The sequence below is a fragment of the Eubacterium ramulus genome, assembly GCF_045002895.1.
In the GTDB taxonomy this organism is placed as follows: Bacteria; Bacillota; Clostridia; order Lachnospirales; family Lachnospiraceae; genus Eubacterium_I; species Eubacterium_I ramulus.
The window spans coordinates 1942533-1967073 of record NZ_CP173382.1 but is presented as its reverse complement, the minus strand read 5'-3'; the positions used below and the strand labels follow the sequence as shown (position 1 = coordinate 1967073).

The window sequence follows — 24541 nt, the reverse complement described above, 5'->3', positions numbered from 1 at the left end:
TGCAACTCAAGTGAATCATACGGATTGAGAATGCCCTGAAATACTGAAAAAATAAGGAAAAACCTGCATTTCGTATTGCAAAAGTGCAGGTTTTTTGATACACTATATTTAGTTGTAAATGCAACTATAAAAGGATGAGAAATATGTATTTAAATTACGTGGTGGATATACCAGAAATCAAAGGAAAAATTACATTTCGCAACAAGGGAAATGCCCGCTATGTTTATTATGAATATGATCGGATTTACGATCCTTCGAAACAATATACTACTGTCAAAAGGGTGACGATCGGAAAGGTTTCAGACGATGATGAAACAAAAATGAGACCGAATGAGAACTTCAGAAAACACTTTCCAGAGGTGGAGGTGCCAGAGTCTTTAGCTGATTCTGAAAGGAGTAGTTGTCTAAAAGCAGGTACATATATGGTAATTAATCAGGTGGTTAAGAATGCTGGATTGAACCAGAAACTTGAGGACGTTTTTGGAGCTAAAGCAGCTGGTATGATTCTTGATTTTGCAGCATATTCAATCATTACGGAGAGTAATGCAGCACAGTATTATCCGGACTATGCGTTTAACCATCCGTTGTTTACAGAAGACATGAAAATTTATAGTGATTCCACTCTTTCGGAATTCTTCAGAAGTATTAATGAGAATCAAAGGCAAGGATTTCTGGACAAATGGAATGAAGAAAGAAATCATAGAGAGCGGATTTATGTCTCTTATGATTCTACGAATAAGAACTGCGAAGCCGGAAATATCAGTATGGTCGAGTACAGAGCTGCTAAGGTGGATGCTGGCTTCCCAATCTTTAACTATGCCGTAGGATATGATCTGAATAATAGTGAACCATTGATGTATGAGAAGTATCCAGGAAGTATTAATGATGTTTCTCAGCTGCAGTTTATGATTGAAAAAGTTAAGGGATATGGCTATCGAAAGATTGGATTTATTCTTGATCGAGGATATTTTAGCAAAGAAAATCTGAGATACATGGACAATAATGGATTCAGTTACATCATTATGGTGAAAGGATGTAAGGAATTCATCCGTGACCTGATTCGTGAACACAAAGGAAGTTTTGAAAGCGATTGGGGGCATCAGATATCAGAATTCGGGGTGTATGGAAAAACAGTCCAAACATTTGTATATGCAGCTGACACAAAGAAAAGATATGTTCATATTTACTACAATGCAGCTAAAGCAGCTGGAGAACGGTCACGACTTGAAGAAAATATCCGGGAGATGCAGAACTATCTTGCAAGATTTCAGGACACTGAGCATGAATTCGGACCGATGTTTCATAAATACTTCCATATGCATTATAACAAGGAAACCGGACATTTTGTATATGGAGAACCTAACCTTCCGGTAATCAGGGAAGAGTTGGATTTATGTGGATACTTTGCTATTATCTCATCTGAGAAGATGGAAGCAAAAGAAGCGATTGACCTGTATAAGAACAGAGATGCATCAGAAAAAGTATTTCGTGCAGATAAATCGTATCTTGGTAACAACTGTCTGCGGGTAGCTTCTGAAGAATCTGCGTCTACTAAGATATTTATCGGATTTATTGCGCTAATCATACGTTGTAAGATTTATCAGGCTTTGAAAAATAAAGCGAAAGAGCTGGTAAAGAAGCCGAATTACCTTACTGTTCCGGAGGCAATCAGGGAATTGGAAAAAATAGAAATGAACAGACAATTAGATAAAGTATATCGTTTAGATCATGCAGTTACAAAAACACAGAAAGTAATATTAGACGCATTTGATATCGATGCAGCACATGTCACATACAAAGCAAACTGCATCAGCGAAGTTCTGAAAGGAAGAGGATAAATGGCAAGGAATATTAGTAAAGAAAGTCTGACGCAGAAGATAGAAAAAGTGGAGAAAGCAATCAGCCGAAATCGAGAGCAGTATGATAAGCTGACAGTTGAATTTGGAAGACATGGATGATTTTTTCTGTAGCTAAATATGGCGATTTAGTCGTAAAATAACTGGAAGTTCACAAAATACATCGGCACACCGCTGAAATATTATTTTGAAGATGTGGGACTTAGAAATGCAAGATTAGGATTCAGACAGGTTGAAGAAACACATCTGATGGAGAACATTATTTACAACGAATTACGAAGCAGAGGATACTCTGTAGATGTTGGCGTTGTGGAAAAACGCGGAACTGATGAAAATGGTAAAGAGTACAAGAATCAGTTAGAAATTGATTTTGTAGCCAATCTTGGCAGCAAGCGTTATTATATTCAGTCTGCTTTCAGTATGCCGACAGAAGAAAAGCGTATTCAGGAAAAGGCTTCTCTTGTAAACGTAAATGATTCCTTTAAAAAGATTATCGTTGTGAAAGATGTTGTAAATGTTACAAGAGATGAAGATGGAATTACTACGATGAGTATCTATGACTTTTTATTAAAAGAAAACAGTTTAGAACTATAATATTAAGGTATGGATTACAATGAAATAAAATATAAGGGGAGACAAAAGTGGGTAAAATACATTGGCTACATTTATCAGATATACATTTGAATAAAAGAGATGTAGATAGTCGGCGTATGCGTAACAGGCTATTAGACTATATGAAAGAGTTAGGAACACAGATAGATTACATTTTTATTACCGGAGATCTTCGATATGCTCCGATGGGAGAGTTTGCGACAGATACTGTTGATTATATCAACAAACTTTTAAGTGTAACAAATCTTACCGTGGATCGGTTGTTCATTGTACCGTGGAATCATGATATTGAACGAGATGCGGAGGGACGTGCGGAGGCTATTTCAGAAAGTATCAAGGAGTATTCTCCGAAGGACGGTGCTCTAGCCTCAGATAAAATGGCAGCGGTACATTGTGGACATACAGAATTTCGGAATATGATGCATAGAATTTATCAGGAAAATCAAGAACAGGCAGCCAGCTATGACGATGATGAAAAGCCACATTTTGTAACAGAAACAAAGGACTTTAACATAATATGCATAGATACAGCTCTTACTTATACAAAACAGAGAAATAATGATCTGTTTATCGGTACAGAATATATCATGGATCTGCTTGAAGAATTGAATCAAGATAAACCGTCTATTATATTGACACACTATTCTTTTGATTTTTTAGAGAGAAGTGAACAGATGCAAATTGTCCAGTTGTTGAAAGATTTTCATGTTCAACTGTGGCTTGCCGGTCATGAGCATACAGTCTTAATGAGAAAACAATGGGACTACTTTTATGAATTTCAAAGTGGAAATTTGATGCACGAAGGGGAGTATACGAGGAGTACAATTATGATTGGAACGTATGACTCGGCATCATACAATGGCATTGTTGAAGTGCATGAATGGGATTCAGATAATGGCTGGTTTAAAATGCAGAATGTTGGGCTTCATAAGGAAGATTATTATGCCTATGAATTACAAAATACAAAGACAATGATTGACCAGATTGTCAGTGCATCGCACCAGAATGCAGGAAGCCCGGTTCGGATGGAAGCAGAGTTATCTGCAGTACCTGATAAGATGGAAATGGATACATTTTGCGGAGAACTGTCGGCTGCAGCGGATATTCATCGGATGCCAAGTGAGAGCAGAAGTGGGTATTTGTATGTGGATAATAGAATTGCACCTACTGCACAAGTAAAGGTTTTGGAATACAATATCTATGGTACAAAATATTATGAAATACGCAACGATGGCTTTGAATTTAAGTTTCTTGAAGGCAGAATAAGCATTCCTCCGCTTTACACACAGCAGTTTGAAAGTGAAAATTTATCTTTTGGTTATGAACTGAGTGTATACTCTGATGTTGCTGATAGGTTATTTTGGTTTAATGTGATTTCTGAGATTGTGAATGCGTCAACAATAATCATTAAGTTTGGAGCAGCGGATGAGGAAAGAATATTAAGATTGTCGATACCGGGTGCAGGAAGCAGTTTTGACAGGATACGAGAAGACACTGCTGTATGGAAAGAACAGATGGAACGAATCGCCAAAATAGAAAATTATTATGGTGTTAAGTTTTATCTTCCGAAAAAAGCAGATGAGAGTGTCTATGTTACGATTGAGATTTTGAGTGATGCTATCGAGGGACTTCCGACACGTAGACTTCCTGTTGTAAATATGAAGTCGCGAGGACTTTTTAAACATTTTACATTGAATGAGGAGGTTTGGTATGGAGATGGATCAGATCTCATGAGTTTGAACTTGTTTGGATACACCTTCAAACCTGTTGCGGAGTATATTATGCCGGGAGAGTTTGTTTGGAATCGAAAGGAGCATGGATGGGAGTCTGATAAGAAAAATGGTGGTGTCTCTGTGCGAGTTGAGTTTATGGTAGATACGGATATTTCAAAAGATAAAAAACTTATGGATGTGATGCCTGTTTCTGATCTTAAAGATGAACTCAATTTAGAAGAAACTCCAATTGTTACGGGTGAGTGTGCGGATATAATATCTGATTATATAAATGTAAGCCATAAGGTGCAGGAAATATATAGACAATATCAGATGTATCAGGAAGCACTTGGAGAATGGATTCATTATGATTTAGATGAAGACAACCATCTTGTGAAAAAATATAGTGGAGCTGTCATAGATAAGGTTACTGTAAACAAAATGACAAAAAACATCTTGCATGAGGGAATGTTGCTAGTAAGGAAAGCCGGTGCGTTTGTACAAAAGTTAGGTTTGCAGAACGAAACAGACTTTTTAGCGGATTCTATGGGAGACAATCTTGGATTCGAATTTATGGTGCTTGCTGCAATATACATGGATCATGGACATTGGGCGGTTGAGTTTGAAAATGGAGACAGCTTTTATAATCTTTTAGAGATGTGCACGGTGTTGCGTACTGCAGATGAAGAAGATAGTGCCGATTTATTAAAAACATTCACCTTGTTGAAAAATGAAATGGAAGAACAGGGAATGGATATACGGCATATTGATCATTATAATATGCTGCGTAATTATATTTATACGGTTGCTGATATCTATAAAATATTCTTTGATGCAATACAAAAAAAGCTAGAGGCCATGGTTGTGGAAATAGATTCTTTGGTAGATAAAAACCCGGATTTTATTGCAACGGAAGGCAAATTTAAAGGCTGCATTTTTTATCAGACAGACACTGATTCGAATCGTGTAGATGTATTTGATCCAAGTGGAAATATTATGGCTGATTTTTCTATTTTTCAAAATGAAGCGATCAGAAATTATGAGAAAACTCGGCTTGGAATCCAAGGAGCGGTGGAGCATAACTAAAACAAACAATGAAAATATCAAGATAAGAGCAAAAATCAAAAAATGCTAACTTCCCAGAAACTATCATACTCAATCGGAGTTATTATATTATCAAGTGAGGAGTTCCTGCATTCGTGTCGGAGCATTTCTTGTAATTAAAAAGATCATTGATGATTATAAACTTCAAGAAAAGTGTATATATAGAAAGCAGTCTTTGCCAATAATGAAACTTTAAATTGTTTTTTTTATAATAATCCGTTATACTAAAGACAATGTATAGCGGATTTTTATTAGTGGATTTAGTGAGATTTTCAGATTCACTAATGTTCAGGAAGGCGGCATATTGTATGTGTGAATTTAATATCCAGGAAATAGAACTTTTTAATTACAGGCAGTTTGAAGATAAGAAATTTGTGTTAAATTCAAGAATGAATGTTTTTGCAGGAAAGAATGGCTCTGGTAAAACAACAGTATTGGAAGCGGCTAATGTCGTGCTGGGGGCATATCTTGCAGCGTTTAAGAGATATGTACCTTCCAGGTTTGTGTTTAATATCAAATCAACTGATGCAAGACGAAAGACTCAGATTTCAGATGATAGCAGAATTCTTACTGCTGGTGCAATCCCACAGTATCCTTGCAAGGTTAGTTGTAAGGCTGCATGGAATATTGATTATGAGTCTATTGGTTTTCAGCGTGTTCTTTTGAAACAGGATGGCAGAACTAAGTTTGGTGGAAAAAATCCAATGCAGCAGACTGTAATTGAATGGGAAGGCAAAATCGCAAATGCAGATCACTCTGATGAAGAGGTTATTCTGCCATTGGTATTATACCTTAGTTCAGCACGACTTTGGAAAGATGGAAATAAAAGAACAGTAAAGACAGGCGTATTGAGCAGAACAGACGCATATAGCCACTGCCTTGATGCGCAGCATGGATTGGATATTGCGTTTCGATATATAGATACGCTTAAAGCTGTTGCAGTTGAAGAAAATGATGGAAAAATTTTTCCGGCTTATGAGGTCATTTTGTGGGCGGTTAATGAGGCGTTTAGAGATGAGTTAAAATCAGGTGAAAAAATTATATTTTCTACAAAATATGAGGATGATATTATTGCACTTAAAACGTCTGAAGGAACCGTTCTTCCATTTCAGATGTTGAGTGACGGTTATAGAAACGTTATCAAGATAATCTTGGATATTGCAGCAAGAATGTGTATATTAAATCCATATTTGAAGGAGAAAGCCTTACAGGAAACACCGGGTATTGTTCTTATTGATGAAATTGATTTAAGTTTGCATCCAACTTGGCAGAAAAGAATTATTGGGATTTTAAAACAACTGTTTCCTAAAATTCAGTTTATCTGTGCAACACATTCGCCTTTTATTATTCAATCACTTGAAGAGGGCGAGCTGATCACATTAGACCAGCCTCTGGAATCTGAATATTCAGGAGAGAGTATTGAAGATATTTCGGAGGATATTATGGGGGTTGTGTTACCGCAATATAGTGAAAAAAAGAGAAAAATATATGAAGCTTCAAAGCTGTATTTTGAAGCACTTACACAGGCAAAATCGCAGGAAGACATAGACAGACTGGGAAAAAGACTGGCGGAACTGGAGGCTGAATACAGCGAAAATCCTGCTTATATGGCGTGGGTACATCAGCAGTATCTGGAACAGAAATGGAAAGTGAAAAAGAATGAGACCAATAAATAAGGGGGAGTCTCCATATAAAAAAATAAATGAATATAAGGACGCATTGCCATATTTAGAGAGACGGATAGGAATGTATTGTTCTTATTGTGAATTTTCTATACCACATGTTCCTGAGGTAGAACATGTGGTTTCAAAATCCAAAGGTGGAGATTTAACAGACTGGAATAATCTTAACCTGGGATGTAAATATTGTAATACACGAAAAAAGGCACAGACAATGCCGAAAAATAAAAAAAACTATTTGTGGCCGGATGAAGATAATACTGCTATCGCATATTCGTACATTAATGGTATCCCAAAGGTGAATGAAGAGTTATTGATAAAACTGGATTCAACAGGGGATTACCTGAAAAGAGCACGTAATACATATAAACTTGTAGGTTTAGGCAATTTTCCTACGGGAAAAGATAGAGATAGACGATTTGGACAAAGAAATATAGCTTATCAAAAAGCATTAAACTCGCTGGAAAACTGGAATCATATGAAAGACCTGTCAAAAGAATATCAGAATGATATGAAAAAGCAGATTATTATGACGGCCTTGGGAGATGGATTTTTTTCGATATGGATGGAGGTGTTTTGTAATGAACCGGAAATACGACTAGCACTCATAGAGGCTTTTCCAGGGACGAACCTGAATTATTATGATGAGAAAGGATGCGTTAAAGAAATTATATGACAAGGATTCAGTATAATCCGGATGCGATAATAGTTATCAAGTCTACGATCCCGGTTGGCTTTACAGACAGTGTGAGAGCGAAATATCACTGTGACAATATTATTTACAGGGGATGAGAAAAGGACAATTTGAGTGAAAGATAATATATTATAAGTATAATCAAATAAAAGCATTGGAAATACTTTTGTTAAAGACGCTATGAAATATGTTAGATATATTATTGTATGTGAACTTCCATAATAAAGTGCAACTCAAGTGAATCATACGGATTGAGAATACCCTGAAAATACTGAAAAAATAAGGAAAAACCTGCATTTTTTTATTGCAGAAATGCAGGTTTTATTGTTACACTATATTTAGTCGTAAAAACAACTACAAAGAAGAGGGATGTTCATGTATCTGGATTATGTTGTTGATATACCTGATGTAAAAGGAAAAATCACATTTCGAACCAAAGGTCAGGCTCGCTATGTTTATTATGAGTACAGCCGTGAGTACGATCCATCCAAACAGTATACAAATGTAAAAAGGGTTACTATCGGTAAGGTTTTGCCGGAAGATGAAAATAAAATGAGACCTAATGAAAATTTCAGGAAATATTTTCCGGAGGTTGAGCAGCCCGAGGAAAAAACAGTTTCATGCAGGAGCAGCTGTTTGAAGACAGGAGCATATATGATCATCGATAAAGCTGCAAAAGATCTTGAACTGGATATAAAACTGCAGGATTCATTTGGGGCAAAAGCAGCCGGGATCATGCTTGATCTGGCAGCCCATTCCATTATTACAGAAGGGAATGCTGCGCAGTATTATCCTGATTATGCTTATAATCACCCGCTTTTTACTCCGGATATGAAATGTTACAGTGATTCGTTTATTTCAGATTTTCTGAGGTCAATAAAAGAAGACCAGAGGCAGGATTTTCTGGATCAGTGGAAGGCGGACAGATGCAAACGCGAACGTATTTATATATCGCATGATTCAACAAATAAGAACTGTCAGGCCGGAGATATAGATATAGTGGAATTCGGAGCAGCAAAGGTGGATGCAGGACTTATCGCCGCCTTTATGAAGGAACGCTGTTGGAAAACAATGTAAATCAAATACGAATCTATATTGGGGAGAAAATTCTATCGTCTATGACAAAATTTGTTCCCCAATGCTATATCTGTTTCAGAGTCGAGAAATCGGTATCATTCGAAGGTTTGAGTGGAAATATAAGAAAAATTATCCGATAGAGACAGGAAAAATCATGCGCGAAAAGTATGAGAGTGGCTTGATTCGGAATGAACATGAATTTAAGGAGATGCTGAATAATGTGTTATCTAGTAGCGAAAGATCGTGATGCACATGGCTGTTTTGCTCTGAAAACAACTCATGGAAAGCATCTGGTAGAATTAAAGAGGGAATTGAATAAGGCCGTTGGGTATAAGGGAATACAGCTTGTAACAATCAGCAGGCCAACTGCGTATGGCGAGTACGCACCTTACCACTTTGTGGATACAGAGCAGGAGTTTCAGGCTATCGTCAAGGGACTTCGTCCATGAAATGTGAACTTCCATAATAAAGTGCAACTCAAGTGAATCATACGGATTGAGAATGCCATGAAAATACTGAAAAAATAAGGAAAAACCTGCATTTTTTATTGCAAAAGTGCAGGTTTTTTTACACACTATATTTAGTCGCAAATACAACTATAAAAAGGAAGAAATTATGTACTTAAATTACGTGGTGGATATACCGAAAATCAAAGGAAAAATTACATTTCGTAACAAGGGAAAAGCCCGCTATGTTTATTATGAATGTGATCGAATTTACGATCCTTCGAAACAATATACAACCGTCAAAAGGGTGACAATCGGAAAGATTTCAGATGATGATGAAACGAAGATGAGACCGAATGAGAACTTCAGAAAATACTTTCCTGAAGTGGATGTGCCGGAGTCTTTAGCGGATTCTGAAAGGAGCAGCTGTCTGAAAGCAGGTACATATATGGTAATTAATCAGGTGGTTAAGAATACTGGATTGAACCAGAAACTTGAGGACGTTTTTGGAGCTAAAGCAGCTGGTATGATTCTTGATTTTGCAGCATATTCAATCATTACGGAGAGTAATGCAGCACAGTATTATCCGGACTATGCGTTTAACCATCCGTTGTTTACAGAAGACATGAAAATTTATAGTGATTCCACTCTTTCGGAATTCTTCAGAAGTATTAATGAGAATCAAAGGCAAGGATTTCTGGACAAATGGAATGAAGAAAGAAATCATAGAGAACGGATTTATGTCTCTTATGATTCTACGAATAAGAACTGCGAAGCCGGAAATATCAGTATGGTCGAGTACGGGGCTGCTAAGGTGGATGCTGGTCTCCCAATCTTTAACTATGCCGCAGGATATGATCTGAATAATAGTGAACCATTGATGTATGAGAAGTATCCAGGAAGTATTAATGATGTTTCTCAGGTGCAGTTTATGATTGAAAAAGTTAAGGGATATGGCTATCGAAACATTGGATTTATTCTTGATCGAGGATATTTTAGCAAAGAAAATCTGAGATACATGGACAATAATGGATTCAGTTTCATCATTATGGTGAAAGGATGTAAGGAATTCATCCGTGACCTGATTCGTAAACACAAAGGAAGTTTTGAAAGCGATTGGGGGCATCAGATATCAGAATTCGGAGTGTATGGAAAAACAGTCCAAACATTTGTATATGCAGCTGACACAAAGAAAAGATATGTTCATGTTTACTACAATGCAGCTAAAGCAGCTGGAGAACGGTCACGACTTGAAGAAAATATCCGGGAGATGCAGAACTATCTTGCAAGATTTCAGGACACTGAGCATGAATTCGGACCGATGTTTCATAAATACTTCCATATGCATTATAACAAGGAAACCGGACATTTTGTATATGGAGAACCTAACCTTTTGGTAATCAGGGAAGAGTTGGATTTGTGTGGATACTTTGCTATTATCTCATCTGAGAAGATGGAAGCAAAAGAAGCGATTGGTCTGTATAAGAACAGAGATGCATCAGAAAAAGTATTTCGTGCAGATAAATCGTATCTTGGTAACAACTGTCTGCGGGTAGCTTCTGAAGAATCTGCGTCTACTAAGATATTTATCGGATTTATTGCGCTAATCATACGTTGTAAGATTTATCAGGCTTTGAAAAATAAAGCGAAAGAGCTGGTAAAGAAGCCGAATTACCTTACTGTTCCGGCGGCAATCAGGGAATTGGAAAAAATAGAAATGAACAGACAATTAGATAAAGTATATCGCTTAGATCATGCAGTTACAAATACACAGAAAGTAATATTAGACGCATTTGATATCGATGCAGCACATGTCACATACAAAGCAAACTGCATCAGCGAAGTTCTGAAAGGAAGAGGATAAATGGCAAGGAATATTAGTAAAGAGGATCAGTTAGAAATTGATTTTGTAGCCAATCTTGGCAGCAAAGTTTATACAAGAGATCTGTTCCAGAGAGACTAAACGGAGTTGTGATACAGGAGGAATATAAAATGACCATTATAGTAACCGGCGGAGCCGGATTTATCGGAAGTAACTTTGTTTTTCATATGCTAAATAAATATCCGGATTACAGAATCATCTGTCTGGATAAATTGACCTATGCGGGAAATCTGTCCACACTGGCACCGGTGATGGATAATCCGAATTTCCGTTTTGTAAAAGCTGATATTTGTGACAGAGATGCGCTTTATCAGTTATTCGAAGAAGAACATCCGGATATGGTTGTAAACTTTGCAGCAGAGAGTCATGTAGATCGTTCCATTGAGAATCCGGGAATTTTCCTTGAGACAAACATCATAGGAACTTCTGTATTGATGGATGCCTGCAGAAAGTACGGAATCAAGCGTTATCATCAGGTTTCTACCGATGAAGTGTATGGTGATCTGCCGTTAGACCGCCCGGATCTGTTTTTCACAGAGGAGACTCCGATCCATACAAGTTCTCCGTATTCTTCTTCCAAGGCAGCAGCAGATCTGTTGGTACTTGCATACCACAGAACTTATGGTTTACCGGTTTCTATCAGCCGTTGTTCCAATAACTACGGACCGTATCACTTTCCGGAGAAACTGATTCCGCTGATGATCGCCAATGCGCTGGCTGACAAACCGTTGCCGGTATATGGTGAAGGTCTGAATGTGCGTGACTGGTTGTATGTGGAGGATCACTGCAAAGCGATTGATCTGATTATCCATAACGGTCGTGTTGGTGAGGTTTATAATGTCGGTGGACACAATGAGAAGAAGAATATCGACATTGTAAAGATTATCTGCAAGGAGCTTGGCAAACCGGAGAGTCTGATTACACATGTAACGGATCGTAAAGGCCACGATATGCGTTATGCGATTGATCCGACTAAGATTCATAATGAGCTTGGCTGGCTGCCGGAGACAAAGTTTGAGGATGGTATTAAAAAAACTATTCAGTGGTATCTGGATAACCGTGAGTGGTGGGAGACTATCATTAGTGGTGAGTACCAGAATTATTATGAGAAGATGTATGGTAATCGGTAGGATCGCGTAGTGTGGAAGGCCGTCTCAGTGTTAACTTCCAATAGAGAGTGCAACTGCACCAGAAGCAGAAGGCGATTCAGAGCCAGGAGAAGTTAGCAGGTAAAAATATAGATTACGAGATTATCCTGTGATATACTTTAAGAACGAATCTGTGAATAGAAAGCATAGCATTAGATGGTTTTGGCTGTGCATGGAGATCCAAGAAAAGAGGTCATTGCGTTAGGACAAACGTATTTTGCAAAACTGCAAACATGAACCCGATTGATACATCGAAGAAAAACTAAATTTGCATGAGAAACAAAAGGTGGAACTGAAATGAATAAGAGTGTCTATTTATATGAACTGGATTCTGTAAGAAATTCAAAAGAAGAGATTCAATATGCACAGGAACGGATGTTCCAGGAAATTATACTGAATGGGAACCAGGTGATCTTGACCATGAATCAGTTAGCGGATTCTCGTGCATTTCTTGCTGCGATTGAAAATGAAAATACATTTGAACCATTTTTTGAGTTATGTCAGATGGGGGTGATCCGAATTTCGCAGTATGGAGCGTTGCGTACTCCGTCGCAATATTTTCAGGGAAAGATAGAAGAATTTCTGAAGAAGGCAAAGAAAACCGAGTCTGAAAAGAGTGCATTTATTTATTCAGGGGTTCCCGTTGCACATGATGATGTTGTGATGCTGAGACAGTTGTTGACAGCATTGCGTTATAGTGACCCGGAGTGTCTGAGGGAATTATCTGGTTATAATGAAGAAAATTATAGTGAAGAAAAGATAGAATATTTGATCCGCTATGTGAAGACGTTGCTGGCATTGAGTGTCAATGCATTTTCATTGAATCCACCTAAAAAGGTAAAGCAAAAGAAACTGACAGAATATCTTCATGAAATTGCATATCCGCTTACTGATCAGGATACAGTAGAAATTCTGAAAAGAGTTGAGAAAGATTTGAGTTCACAGGATCGTCAGGAATATCGGAGTGCCTGGCATATTTATCTCCACGAAAAAGAGAAAGGAGAAAAGGCAGAATATGCAGAAGCGGTGCTCGATCTATGTTATAATCTTACAACGGAAGACAGTATTTATGGAATTTCCAAGCATTATGATCCGGAAGATATAGAATCCTGCCGTGAATGGTTCAAAATGCAAATTGAAGGATTACTGGGAGAAGGATATTGCTCCTAGCCATGTTTTCCCTGCAAAGGATAGTACAACGTGGGAACTTTATCAAGGAAAACTCCCGGACTGGAGTTGTGCTATTCGGATTTTGCAGATGAAAAATGTGCAGGAAACGCTGGAACTGAAACCGGCTCTTGAAGATGAAAAATTACAGACGGGAAGCCGTTATGAAGTGGGGATGGAGAAAGAGCTGAAAGAGTGGGATAAAAGTATACATAAAGGAATAAAAAGAAATATCATAGATGCACTAATTGGGGTGGTGATCTTTGTAGGAATTGAGTTGGGAATGAACTATCTACAGGATATTGTGTCTGTAGAAGGGGAGCTTTCATTGGCTGCGACCATAGGATGGGCGGTCTTGCAGGTGATAGCTTTTGGTATTCTGAGTTCGTGGATTTCGGGTATGATATCCCGTTGGTGGACAAGTTGTGATATTTTAGACAGTATTGAGGAATTGACAAGAACGTGGGCGGATCTGAAAATCGTAAGAAAATGTCGGGAACGCCTGAAAGTTGAAAAAGGCTGAAATAAAAAATGAAAACCTGCTCACAAGAAGTTGGTAAGAAATAGGGATGAAAGGGAATGGAAATAAAAGGAACAGAAATGGATTCGATTGAAAAATATCTGGAATTAAGTCGGACGTGTACGGAGCTTTTTGCCCAGTCTGAGGAACTTCCGCTGGTACTTGACCCGAAGGAACTGTATGCATTTGCACAAAAAAGTGGCAGAAGAATCGGAATTGTATACGAGAGCCATTACCATTTAATGGTTGTGGATGTTGTGCGTGCAAAAAATGGAAGTCTGTTTGCATATGAAAGACTGATGAACCGCGTTATGAGAGGTGCGGTTGTTATCGTTCCATATTATAATGGAAAGTATATTTTACTGCGGCAGTATCGTCATGCTCTCAGGGAATATCAGTACGGTTTCCCAAGAGGTTTTGGAGAAGAAGGAATTTCTGCAAAGGAGAATGCGGGAAAAGAATTATGGGAAGAACTTGGTGTGCAAGCAGAAAAATGGAAAAGTTTCGGAAAAATTGTGCCGGACAGTGGTGCAATGAGTTCAAAGGCAGATGTATTTCTGGCAGAGTTGAATGAAGCTCCACAGGTGATACAGGAAGAAGAAATAGTAGGACATATTGCATTGGATTGGGAGCAGTTGGGCGAATGGATCCGGGATGGAAAAATTACGGATGGTTTTACTCTGGCAGCATATGCAAAGATGAGTTTACAGAAATAATGAGGATAGAAAAGAGGAAAAGACAGTACAAAATCTGCTGCAATGGTGTCAAAGATCAATATGATGCAGTCATCATTGATTGTATTTCCTGTGTTTAATAAATTGGGGAACATTTCAATGTGATTTGTTAAGAAAAAGTTCCCCAATTCGTATTGGATATTAAGAGCAAAAATCAAAAAAGGAGAAACTGTTTAAAAATGAACAGGGTGCAGGAGTTTATGGTATAGATGGATATTTATCAGATATGGACAACGTATAATAAGCAATGGTCAAGGTATGAAATACTGGCTTTTGGGCTGGTATTAACGGGGGTGTGCATCGGAATGGCGGTGTGTGTATACAGAAAGAAGCTGCGTATCATACAGGCATTGGCAGTCGTGGCATTGGTGGTGTTTCTCGGAATTGTATTTGGCTCAACGGTATTTACCAGGATTGGAACGGTCCGTCAGTATGAATTATTGCCATTCTGGTCGTGGCGGGAGGTAATCTGTAACCACGACCGGGAGTTGTTAAAGGAAAACCTGTTGAATTTTATCTTGTTGTTGCCGGCAGGGATTCTGCTTCCGCTCATTGCGAATCATAAAATTAAGTGGTATCAGGCTCTGGTGATCGGAATCCTGATGTCAGCGACAATTGAGCTCAGTCAGCTGATTTTTATGCGTGGTCTGTTTGAGTGGGATGATATGATTCACAATGGGTTGGGGTGTATGGCAGGATGTCTGTTTACGAATAATTTTGTGAAAAGTGGAGTAAAACATTAACAATAACATTGCTTTGAAACAATGATGATGTTGATTCATGGATTTGCCCATGATAAGATTGATACAATGAGAATGATAAAGAATATAATAATTAATGGTTTTACAGATAACGGAGGGAGTTCAAATGAGAAAAAAAAGATTTGAGGCGCTGTTATTAAGTTTGGTGCTGGCATTGTCTCCACTGAGCACCATGCAGATACAGGCGAAAAATGTTTCCGATGATACGAATGTGAAAACGGCACAAAACACGGGATATATAGAAAGTGATCTGGATAGGAATGTGCCTGTACACAGAGCAGGCGTTGCTGCATATGCGATGCTGCCATCTGCTTATTCGACAGATATTGATGCATGCAGACGCGAATATCCGGCAGTGCGTGACCAGAATCCATATGGTACCTGCTGGGCATTTTCTTCCCTCGGTCTGGCAGAGTTTGATCTGATCAGTGATGGAATCGCAAAGAAAGACATTGATCTGAGCGAGTTGCAGCTGATTTATTTTACTTATAATTTTGTGACGGATCCATTGGGCGGCACAAAAGGGGATACCGCAGAATACAACAGTGCAGAGGCGAAAGGCAGTTTTCTGAATTTTGGCGGTAATTATGAGATGGCAGCCCGGAGAATGAGCCAGTGGGTCGGCGCGGTAAAGGAAGCGGATGTTCCGTATACGGATGCTGAGAAAGTGGAGCAATCAGGACTGAAAGACAGTTATGCTTACAGCCGTGATGTGGCGCATCTGGAAAATGCATACTGCATGAGCCTGAAGGAAGATACGGATGGTGTGAAGGCACAGATCATGGATCATGGTGCGGTAGGTGTGATGTATGATCATCTGGATAAGGCGATGGCGAAGAATCAGAAAGGAGAATATACCTACTATGATGCCGAAGCCAGCGGCAACGGACATGCGGCTATGATCGTTGGCTGGGATGATGATTATTCCAGAGACAATTTTGCAGGATATGCAAAACCGGCACACAATGGTGCGTGGCTGATCCGAAACAGCTGGGGATCTTACTGTGATTATTTCTGGATGTCTTACGAGACGGTTTCACTCGGTGAGGCTGCGTGGGCGTTTGATTTTGATACGACGGATGCGTATGACAATAATTATCAGCTGGATGGTGGTCTGAACGCATATCCGACAGAGTTTGATACGCTTGCGAATGTATTTACGGTTCAGGATGCAAAGGCTGGTGTGGAAGCGGAAGAGCTGAGAGCAGTCAACGTATCTATGATGCACAATGCGAATGTATCTTATACGATCAGTGTTTATACAGATCTGAAGGATCCGAAAGATCCGACCAGCGGTACAAAGCAGGAAAAGGCAACGACAACCGGTGAGACTTCTTATGCCGGTATCTATACCATTCCGCTGGAGAATGCTGTGGAGCTGCAGCCGGGAACGACTTTTTCTGTTGTGGTCCAGACGGATACCAATGCGGTAGAGTGTGAGCTGGAGATGTCCATCGAGAATGGAGGCCAGGTCATCTGGTCCTGTGATGTCAGCAAGGGAAATGAAAAGACGTTTTATCAGTACCACAATAAGTTTTATGCATATCCATATGGAAATGCCTGCATCAAGGCACTGACGTCAGAGGTGAAGAATCCGGCTTATAAAACCGGTATTTATACTGAAAATGGCGAGGATGTCTACTATGTAGACGGAACGCGCCGGCATGATACCGGTCTTGTGGAGGTAGATGGCGTACGCTACTATATGAATGACGGTGTTGTACAGAAGGAAGAAACGGTTGTTATGCAGGAGGATGGCACCTGGGTATACATTAATGAAGAGGGTGTCGCAGATGATTCTTACTGTGGTTTTGTTTCTTACGGCGGAAGCTGGTGGGAGATTCGAAACGGTGTGATTGATTTTTCTGTAAATAGTGTGGATGAAGGTATTGTCAATGGTGAATATGGCTGGTGGAATGTGGTAAATGGCCGTGTGGATATGGGAAATACGGTCGCACAGAATGCCGGTGGCTGGTGGTGTATCCGGAATGGTAAGGTAGATTTCTCCTATACCGGAGTCGCACAGAATGCCGGCGGCTGGTGGAGAATCGAAAACGGCATGGTGAATTTTGCTTATAACGGTGTGGTAAACAGTGAGTATGGCTGGTGGTTCATCCGCAACGGCAGCATTGATTTTACTTATACCGGTCTGGCGCAGAATGAATATGGCTGGTGGAGAATCGTCAACGGAACGATTGATTTTGGCTGCAACAGTGTCGTAGACAGTGAATATGGCTGGTGGTATGTCAGAAATGGCCAGGTCGATTTCGGTTATACAGGCGTTGCGCAGAATGAATATGGCTGGTGGAGAATCGAAAACGGTGCTTTGAATTTTGGCTTTACCGGTCTGGCGCAGAATGAATACGGCTGGTGGTATATCCGCAGTGGTATGCTGGATTTCTCCTATACAGGATATGTGGGATGGTACGGTGTAAATTACCGGGTGCAGAATGGTCAGGTGATCTTTTAACCGGAACAGGGGAATCTTGTAGAAGTGGTTTCGCAAAACGACTTCAGGGAATGATTTTTATTTCATACTTATAGTGTGAATTAAATATACGGTTTGAATGGAGATTGATTTATGAGAAATTAAAGGTTAACTCCTTCTTGCACGAACGAGCGTTCTTCTGTATAATGTAGTTGTAAAGATTTGAGTTGAAAAATGTGGAGTTTGTAGCAAAAAAATTACGAACTCTGGAGTCTGTTTGCCTGTGAATGTATATTGTAAAATTCACGGCGTATGCTATAATAAGATCATAAAGATATAATTATTTATTAGTAGCTTTCAGTTACTTTGTTTTGATTAGGGACATTCCCTTGAGAATTATCAGGGAATGTTGGATCACTTTCCCTGTTCATATAGATAATTAAAAATCTGCTATTACGCAGGGAAAGAGAGGAACGAAGGTAATGGATTTAGGAAAGGTAGTTATTACCCTCAAAGAAAAAGAGGAAAAAGTCAAAGACCTTCGTCCAATAGATGATGTATTCTTTGAAGTTTTGGCAAATGACGTTAATTTCTGTCAGGAAATGCTGCAGATTCTTCTTGAAGATAAGAATCTTGTAGTTAAAGACGTTGTTGTGCAAAGCAGTGAAAGAAATCTATATGGTCGATCGGTGCGATTAGATGCTTTATGTGTCTTGGGAAATGGAAAGAAGTGTAATGTCGAGGTACAACGCTCGGATAATGATGATCATCTCCGCAGAGTGAGATTTAATGCAGCTAGTATTGCGGTGAAAGATTCTCAAGAAGGTGAAAAATTCGAGCAGATTGAAGATATTATTGTAGTGTACATTTCTCAGTTTGATATTTTCAAAGCCGATCGTGTACTATACCATGTGGATAGTACAATCCGAGAAACGGGTAATCGTGTTGATGATGGTCTTTACAGAGTTTTTGTTAATACGGAAGTAAAAGACGGAACTACAGTTTCGGAGTATATGGAATGTTTCCTTAAAAAGGAAGTTAACAACTCGAAATTTCCGGCATTTACGAAAAGAATGAACGCTTTAAAGCATGAAGAAAGGGGGCTGAATGCCGTGTGTGAAGTAATGGAAAAGTATGAACAGAAAGCTGTTGAGGAAGGACTTTCTTTATTTGAAAAAGCAATTACAATGCTTGCGAGCGGGAAATCGCCTTCTGAGGTGGTGCTTACGGGTGTCCCTCAAAACATTGTAGATCGTGCTAGTCGCGCTATGAAACCTAAACTTAATAAGTAGAAAGTTGGCAGTAATGAAAGGATCATCTCAAACCGAGGTGGTTCTTTTTCTATGCAAACTTTTTGATATCACATATAATTACTTATTTTCCATCAAAGTTATTGCAATAAAATTTCCACCAGATTCAGCGCAATAGCTTTGTTGCGTTGACTTTGAAAAATTACCTTTTTGAGAAAAAGAAGGTTAGCCACATCACACTTGTTGACATCTTTCTACATGTCCACTATAATAAACGCAGGAAGAATACTCATGGTATACCAAAAAAATAACATACAATTTGACTATGGATTTTATTATTCTGTTGTGAATGAAGAGGAGGAATGAACTGGTGGAAGCAAATGCAAAGAAGTTTTTTTCGTCGGTAGCGATTTCCGGGCTGGAAGCGGTGACTGCAAAGCGCAGATATCTGACCAAATGTGAGCCGAAGGTCATGGAGATCGATGATGAAGAGAAGATTGTGAAGACTGCCTGTCGTGCCTGCATCGCAAACTGTGGTGTTCTGGCGCATGTGAAGAATGGCCGCGTCATCAAGCTGGAGGGAAATCCGGTGGATCCGATGAGCCAGGGACGTATGTGTGCAAAGGGTCTGGCTGGTATCCAGGCACTGTACCATCCGAACCGTAATAAGTATCCGCTGCTGCGCGTTGGTGAACGTGGAAGCGGACGATGGAGACGTATCAGCTGGGATGAGGCATTGACCCGTGTGGCGGAAAAAGCCATGGAAACCCGTGAAAAATATGGTGCGGAAGCGTTGTTCTGTACCACAGGCGGCGGTGGTAATCCGGAAATCTGGAGTATCGCCCGTTTCTGTAATGTATTCGGAACGCCGAACTGGTATGAGCCGGGCTGCGCGCAGTGTTATCTGCCGCGTGTGCTGTCCTGTGCCATGATGTATGGTGGTGCGGATTCCAGTATCGCGGATTCCAATGCACTGGAACTGTATGATTATGAGAATGCACAAATCAAATGTCTGGTGTTGTGGGGGGCAGGTCCTGCTTATTCCGCACCGGCCAGCGGCGGTCGTATGGTCAACGAACTGCGTGCGAAGGGTGTAAAGACGATCTGTATTGATCCGCGTTTTACACCGGATGCGGCAAAGGCAGATATCTGGCTGCCGATCCGTCCGGGTACGGATGTAGCGCTGCAGATGGCATGGATCCGCTATATTCTGGAAAATCGCAGATATGATGAAGAATTTGTGACACGTTGGACAAACCTGCCGTATCTGGTAGAGGTGGAGAGCCGCTTCTTTGCCCGTGCGAAAAAGGGTGAGAACGGTGCACCGGATACGTTTTATGTATGGGATGAGAAGACAGCGTCCATGCAGCCGATGGAGTATCCGTATGATGAGAAGTTATCCCCGGCGTTATGGGGCACGTATGAAGTAGACGGAAAAGTATACAAGACCGGTATGCAGTTACTGTATGAGCGCTGTGAGGAGTTTACGCTGGAGAAAGCAGCAGAGATCTGCTGGCTGGATGCAGACCGTATTAAAGCTGCGATCGAGATGTATCTGGAGAATGCACCAAGCGGTATCTGCCTTGGTGTGGCAACGGACCAGACACCGAACTCTGTACAGGCTGCCATGGCTGCGGATACGATTGATTTTCTGATGGGTAACCTGGAGAAACCGGGTGCGCTGATGCAGCGTTTCCGTACCAGCGGTGTACTGAAAGTACCGAATTATCCGGTGCCGGTTGCATTGAAGTGTCTGCCGCCGGAGCAGTTGAAGAAACGTCTGGGAGGAAGAGAGCACAAGGGCTTAAGTATCTGGTATGCGGGACATCCGGGCAGCGTGCTGAACGCAATTTTGACAGAGAAACCGTATCAGCCGCGGATGTGGATCGACCGTTCCGGTAACAAGCTCGGTGTGCTGGCAGAATCCGGCCGTTGGGCAGAGGCAATCGAAAAGCTTGATTTTATCGTACATATGTATATGTATCCGACCTCTTTTTCCTGCTATGCGGATATTTTGCTGCCGACGGAGGAGTGGCTTGAGACGGATATGATCGTTGAGACCTGTAATATGCTGGTAGCCAGACAGCAGGTTGTCCACCTCTGGGAGACGATGGATGAGACGCTGATCTGGTCCCGCCTGGCTAAAAAATGTGCCGAGCTCGGTCATGAGATGTGTCAGAAAGCTTTTGATCCGGAATTTATGGGAGATCAGCTTCCGTATTGGGATTCCATGGATGAGTTTTTTGATCATCTGACACCGGCCATCGGCATGACATGGGAAGAAATGAAGAAAAAAGCGCCATTCGAATATATGTCCAAAGAAGAATGGAAGTCTTATTATGTATACAAGCAGATTGATGATGCGACAGGTCTGCCGAAAGGTTTTGATACACCGTCGAAGAAGATTGAAGTATATGTGGAGAGTATGATCACGCTGGGAAGAACCGGTCAGCCGTTTTTACCGGTTGAGTTTGAACCGGCAGATAAGGATTATGAACCGCTTCCGTATTATCTGGAGCCTGTGGAGAGTCCGGTCCGTGATGATGATACGGCCAGGGAGTATCCGCTCGTTATGACAAACGGCCGTGTACCGTTCTATCATCATTCGACGCTGCGTAATGCGGCTGCTATGCGTGAGCTGTATCCGGTTCCGGAGATCTGGATCTATCCGGATGTGGCAAAAGCGTATGGTATCGCACCGGGAGACTGGGTATGGGTAGAATCCAAGCGAGGCAAGATCCGTGCGAAAGCACTGGTCACAAAGGGAATCAATCCGGGAACGGTATGTATGGAGCGTTTCTGGCATCCGGAGACGATGAATACAAAGACGCATGGCTGGCAGGAGACAAACGTCAATGTTTTATCAAAATCAACCGCACCGTTTAACGATGTCGTTGGTACTCATACACTTCGTGCTTATCAGGTACGGATTTCGAAAGCAGACAGTGCGCCGGAAGGCATCTGGCAGAAACCGGAAGACTTTGTAAATTGGCTTCCGTTAGGTAAGGCATAAGGAACGGATAAGGAGACAAAGTGATGAAACAATATGCAATGGTTGTAGAGGCTGACCGCTGCATCGGCTGTAAAGGTGGATGCCAGGTAGCCTGCAAGACAGAAAATGAAGTGGCTCTGGGACGTTCCAGAAGCACGTTATATCATATGGGACCGACAGGTGTGTATCCGGATCTGCAGATGTACTTTCTGCCGGTAATGTGCCAGCAGTGTGAGGATCCGAGCTGTGTGGATGTATGTCCGACAGGCGCATGCTACAAGGATGAAGACGATGGAGTGATCTATATCGATCAGGATCTCTGCATCGGATGTCAGAGCTGTAAAAAGGCATGTCCGTTCCATGCGAACAATTTTAACAAAGAACTGCGTGTCATGGACAAATGTACCGGTTGTGTACAGCTGCGGGACGAAGGGAAAGAGCCTGCCTGTGTCAGAAACTGTGCAGGACGTGCCCTGCATTTCGGTGATATCAATGATCCGGAGAGTGAAGTATCCAAGCTTCTGGCAGCGAACGAAGGTCACGTATACACGCTGAAGGATGACAACGGAAATCATCCGTCCGGACGGTTTATCCTGAAGAATCAGAAATGGATCGACATGCTTCCGTTTGAATTTGAAGAAGCACTGCACAACGGTATGTACGAGGAGCCGGAAAGTGAACTGGCACATCGGATTTTTGAAGATCATTTGAAAAAAGCGAACGTGGTGCGTACGGAAATGAATAAGGAAAAGGAGGCGGAAGTGGAATGAAGCAGGTGGAAGTAAGAAAAGAACTGGCAAGAGCCAGAGCAGGACTCTACCGTTTCCTTGGCGGCTTATATATCATGGAAGTAGATGAGGAGACGCTGGCGAACATGAAACAGATGCAGTTTCCGACAGACTGCGCCAATGAGGAACTGGCGGAAGCTTACAGAGGGCTGGAAAAGGCGATTGCAGATCTGAACAATGAGGATCTGGAGGATGTGGCTGCTGATTATGCCAAGACGTTTCTGGCAGCAGGAGAAGCAACCGGAGTGGCTGCCTTCCCGTATGAGTCCATTTATACGAACAAAAAACGTGAGATCGGCGGACGTACCGAGCAGGAGACGCTGGCTTTGTATGCGCTGCATGGCTGGGAGCCGAGTAAGGATATGTTCCGTACAATGAACGATCATATCGGCCTGGAGCTGGAGTTTATGGCAGTTTTGTGTGAGGAAGAGTTACTGTCTTGTCAGACGGATAATGCAGATCGTGCGGCAATGTCTTCCCGTGACCAGAATGAGTTTTTACGCAAACATCTGAAATGGGCGGGAGCTTTCTGCATGGATATCAGTAAATATGCACAGACCGCGTTTTATCAGGCAGTAGGAAAAGTGACGAATGTATTTCTGGAGCAGGAGAGAGAAATGCTGGCAATGGGAGGTGCAATATGGGATATTGCGTAGATTACGACAAGATGAATGATATTCTGGCTGTCTGGTCAGAGACTTATCATGTGTATGCACCGGCATGGGATAAGAGAAAGAAGAAAGTGCGTTATCGTGAGATTAAGACGGTGGATCAGATCGTGCTGGATCGTCAGGCAGATTTTTCACCGAAGGAAGCTTACTATCCGGTGTCACAGACGATGTTTTATTTTACCGATACGGAAGTGACGGAGAGTGAGCTTGCAGATGACAAAGGGATCATTGTGATTGCCCGTCCTTGTGATATCAACGGAATGGCAAGACTGGACTGTATTTTCATGGAAAATGGAGGTCATGCAGACTATTTCTATGCAAGACTGCGTGAGAAAGTAAAGGTAGTCATGCTGGAATGCAGGGAAAGTTTTGAACATTGCTTCTGTGTATCCATGGGAACGAATAAGACAGATAAGTATGACGCAGCACTCCGCATTACAGAGAATGAGGTGCTGGTGGATATCAAAGATGAGACGCTGGGTGCGGCATTTGCATCGGCATCTGCCTGTGATTTCACACCGGAATATGTGCAGGAGAATCAGAAAAAACTGCATATTCCGCAGATTACAGACCGCAGTATGTTAAAACCGATCAGTGATCTGGAGTACTGGACACAGTATGATGAGAAATGTATGTCCTGTGGCGGATGTAATACCGTCTGTGGAACCTGCAGCTGTTTTGATACAGTAGATGTCATTTACCAGGAGGGAAGCCGCAGCGGTGAGCGCCGCAGAGTCTGGTCTTCCTGTATGCTGGAGTCCTATACGATGACAGCCGGTGGCAATCGTGCCCGCAAGACACCGGGAGCAAATATGCGATTTAAAGTGCTGCATAAGTTTTATGATTTTGCAGACCGTTTTGCAAAGGACGGAGCACACGGCATAGCCTGTGATGCACAGATGTGTGTCGGATGCGGCCGTTGTGATATGAGATGTCCGAAGCAGATTTCGTTCTTTGATGCGGTGGACGGTCTGGCAGCGGAAATTGAAAAAATGAATGCGGGAGAGGAGGCGTAAGACA

General features: G+C 41.1%; 19 protein-coding genes. All 19 read left to right on the top strand.

Going from position 1 to position 24541, the window contains the following annotated elements:
* Nucleotides 1-143: 143 nt before the first annotated feature.
* The 19 genes from ACIRUQ_RS09345 to asrA all read left to right on the top strand — a co-directional run bounded on the left by ACIRUQ_RS09345 (nt 144) and on the right by asrA (nt 24537).
* Entirely contained in the window at nt 144-1838 is a 1695-nt protein-coding gene (locus tag ACIRUQ_RS09345) for a transposase (protein ID WP_404856482.1), read from the top strand.
* Nucleotides 1839-2105: 267 nt separating this feature from the next.
* Nucleotides 2106-2450, top strand: coding sequence for a hypothetical protein (locus ACIRUQ_RS09340; RefSeq protein ID WP_341438239.1), 345 nt, complete (start codon nt 2106-2108; stop codon nt 2448-2450).
* A gap of 47 nt (nt 2451-2497) precedes the next feature.
* Nucleotides 2498-5266, top strand: a complete 2769-nt coding sequence (locus ACIRUQ_RS09335) for a metallophosphoesterase (RefSeq protein ID WP_082432859.1) — start codon at nt 2498-2500, stop codon at nt 5264-5266.
* Between the two features lie 326 nt (nt 5267-5592).
* Complete coding sequence (locus ACIRUQ_RS09330; RefSeq protein ID WP_044962926.1) at nt 5593-6960, top strand: AAA family ATPase; 1368 nt, start codon at nt 5593-5595, stop codon at nt 6958-6960.
* The gene (locus ACIRUQ_RS09325) at nt 6944-7639 is read left to right on the top strand and encodes an HNH endonuclease (protein WP_021738432.1); all 696 of its coding nucleotides are present in this window, start codon (nt 6944-6946) and stop codon (nt 7637-7639) included. Before ACIRUQ_RS09330 ends, ACIRUQ_RS09325 begins: the two co-directional genes overlap by 17 nt.
* Nucleotides 7640-8032: 393 nt before the next feature.
* A complete protein-coding gene (locus tag ACIRUQ_RS09320; protein WP_055290656.1) occupies nt 8033-8734 on the top strand; it encodes a hypothetical protein in 702 nt (233 codons plus the stop codon).
* A 218-nt stretch (nt 8735-8952) separates the two neighbouring features.
* Nucleotides 8953-9183, top strand: a complete 231-nt coding sequence (locus tag ACIRUQ_RS09315; RefSeq protein ID WP_021738436.1) for a DUF6718 family protein — start codon at nt 8953-8955, stop codon at nt 9181-9183.
* A 166-nt stretch (nt 9184-9349) separates the two neighbouring features.
* On the top strand, nt 9350-11044 hold the full coding sequence (locus ACIRUQ_RS09310; RefSeq protein ID WP_044962928.1) for a transposase: 1695 nt from the start codon (nt 9350-9352) through the stop codon (nt 11042-11044).
* Nucleotides 11045-11172: 128 nt separating this feature from the next.
* The gene (gene rfbB / locus ACIRUQ_RS09305; protein WP_022036208.1) at nt 11173-12192 is read left to right on the top strand and encodes a dTDP-glucose 4,6-dehydratase; all 1020 of its coding nucleotides are present in this window, start codon (nt 11173-11175) and stop codon (nt 12190-12192) included.
* Nucleotides 12193-12507: 315 nt separating this feature from the next.
* Nucleotides 12508-13380, top strand: a complete 873-nt coding sequence (locus tag ACIRUQ_RS09300) for a hypothetical protein (protein ID WP_055290655.1) — start codon at nt 12508-12510, stop codon at nt 13378-13380.
* Nucleotides 13346-13900 carry a hypothetical protein gene (locus ACIRUQ_RS09295; RefSeq protein WP_156330994.1) on the top strand — a complete coding sequence of 185 codons (555 nt, stop codon included), beginning with the start codon at nt 13346-13348 and terminating at the stop codon, nt 13898-13900. Before ACIRUQ_RS09300 ends, ACIRUQ_RS09295 begins: the two co-directional genes overlap by 35 nt.
* 56 nt (nt 13901-13956) lie before the next feature.
* The gene (locus tag ACIRUQ_RS09290) at nt 13957-14613 is read left to right on the top strand and encodes an NUDIX hydrolase (protein ID WP_021738440.1); all 657 of its coding nucleotides are present in this window, start codon (nt 13957-13959) and stop codon (nt 14611-14613) included.
* A 227-nt stretch (nt 14614-14840) separates the two neighbouring features.
* On the top strand, nt 14841-15374 hold the full coding sequence (locus ACIRUQ_RS09285) for a VanZ family protein (protein WP_021738441.1): 534 nt from the start codon (nt 14841-14843) through the stop codon (nt 15372-15374).
* A 124-nt stretch (nt 15375-15498) separates the two neighbouring features.
* Nucleotides 15499-17862 carry a lectin like domain-containing protein gene (locus ACIRUQ_RS09280; RefSeq protein WP_021738443.1) on the top strand — a complete coding sequence of 788 codons (2364 nt, stop codon included), beginning with the start codon at nt 15499-15501 and terminating at the stop codon, nt 17860-17862.
* Between the two features lie 440 nt (nt 17863-18302).
* Nucleotides 18303-19112: a PD-(D/E)XK nuclease family transposase gene (locus ACIRUQ_RS09275; RefSeq protein WP_021738444.1), complete on the top strand. Its 810-nt coding sequence runs from the start codon at nt 18303-18305 to the stop codon at nt 19110-19112.
* A 328-nt stretch (nt 19113-19440) separates the two neighbouring features.
* A complete protein-coding gene (locus ACIRUQ_RS09270) occupies nt 19441-22083 on the top strand; it encodes a molybdopterin-dependent oxidoreductase (RefSeq protein WP_022035127.1) in 2643 nt (880 codons plus the stop codon).
* A gap of 23 nt (nt 22084-22106) precedes the next feature.
* Nucleotides 22107-22832: a 4Fe-4S dicluster domain-containing protein gene (locus ACIRUQ_RS09265; RefSeq protein WP_070103984.1), complete on the top strand. Its 726-nt coding sequence runs from the start codon at nt 22107-22109 to the stop codon at nt 22830-22832.
* A complete protein-coding gene (locus tag ACIRUQ_RS09260) occupies nt 22829-23506 on the top strand; it encodes a molecular chaperone (protein WP_021738154.1) in 678 nt (225 codons plus the stop codon). The genes ACIRUQ_RS09265 and ACIRUQ_RS09260 overlap by 4 nt, the downstream gene beginning before the upstream one ends.
* A complete protein-coding gene (gene asrA, locus ACIRUQ_RS09255; protein ID WP_055290653.1) occupies nt 23491-24537 on the top strand; it encodes an anaerobic sulfite reductase subunit AsrA in 1047 nt (348 codons plus the stop codon). The genes ACIRUQ_RS09260 and asrA overlap by 16 nt, the downstream gene beginning before the upstream one ends.
* Nucleotides 24538-24541 lie beyond the last annotated feature (4 nt).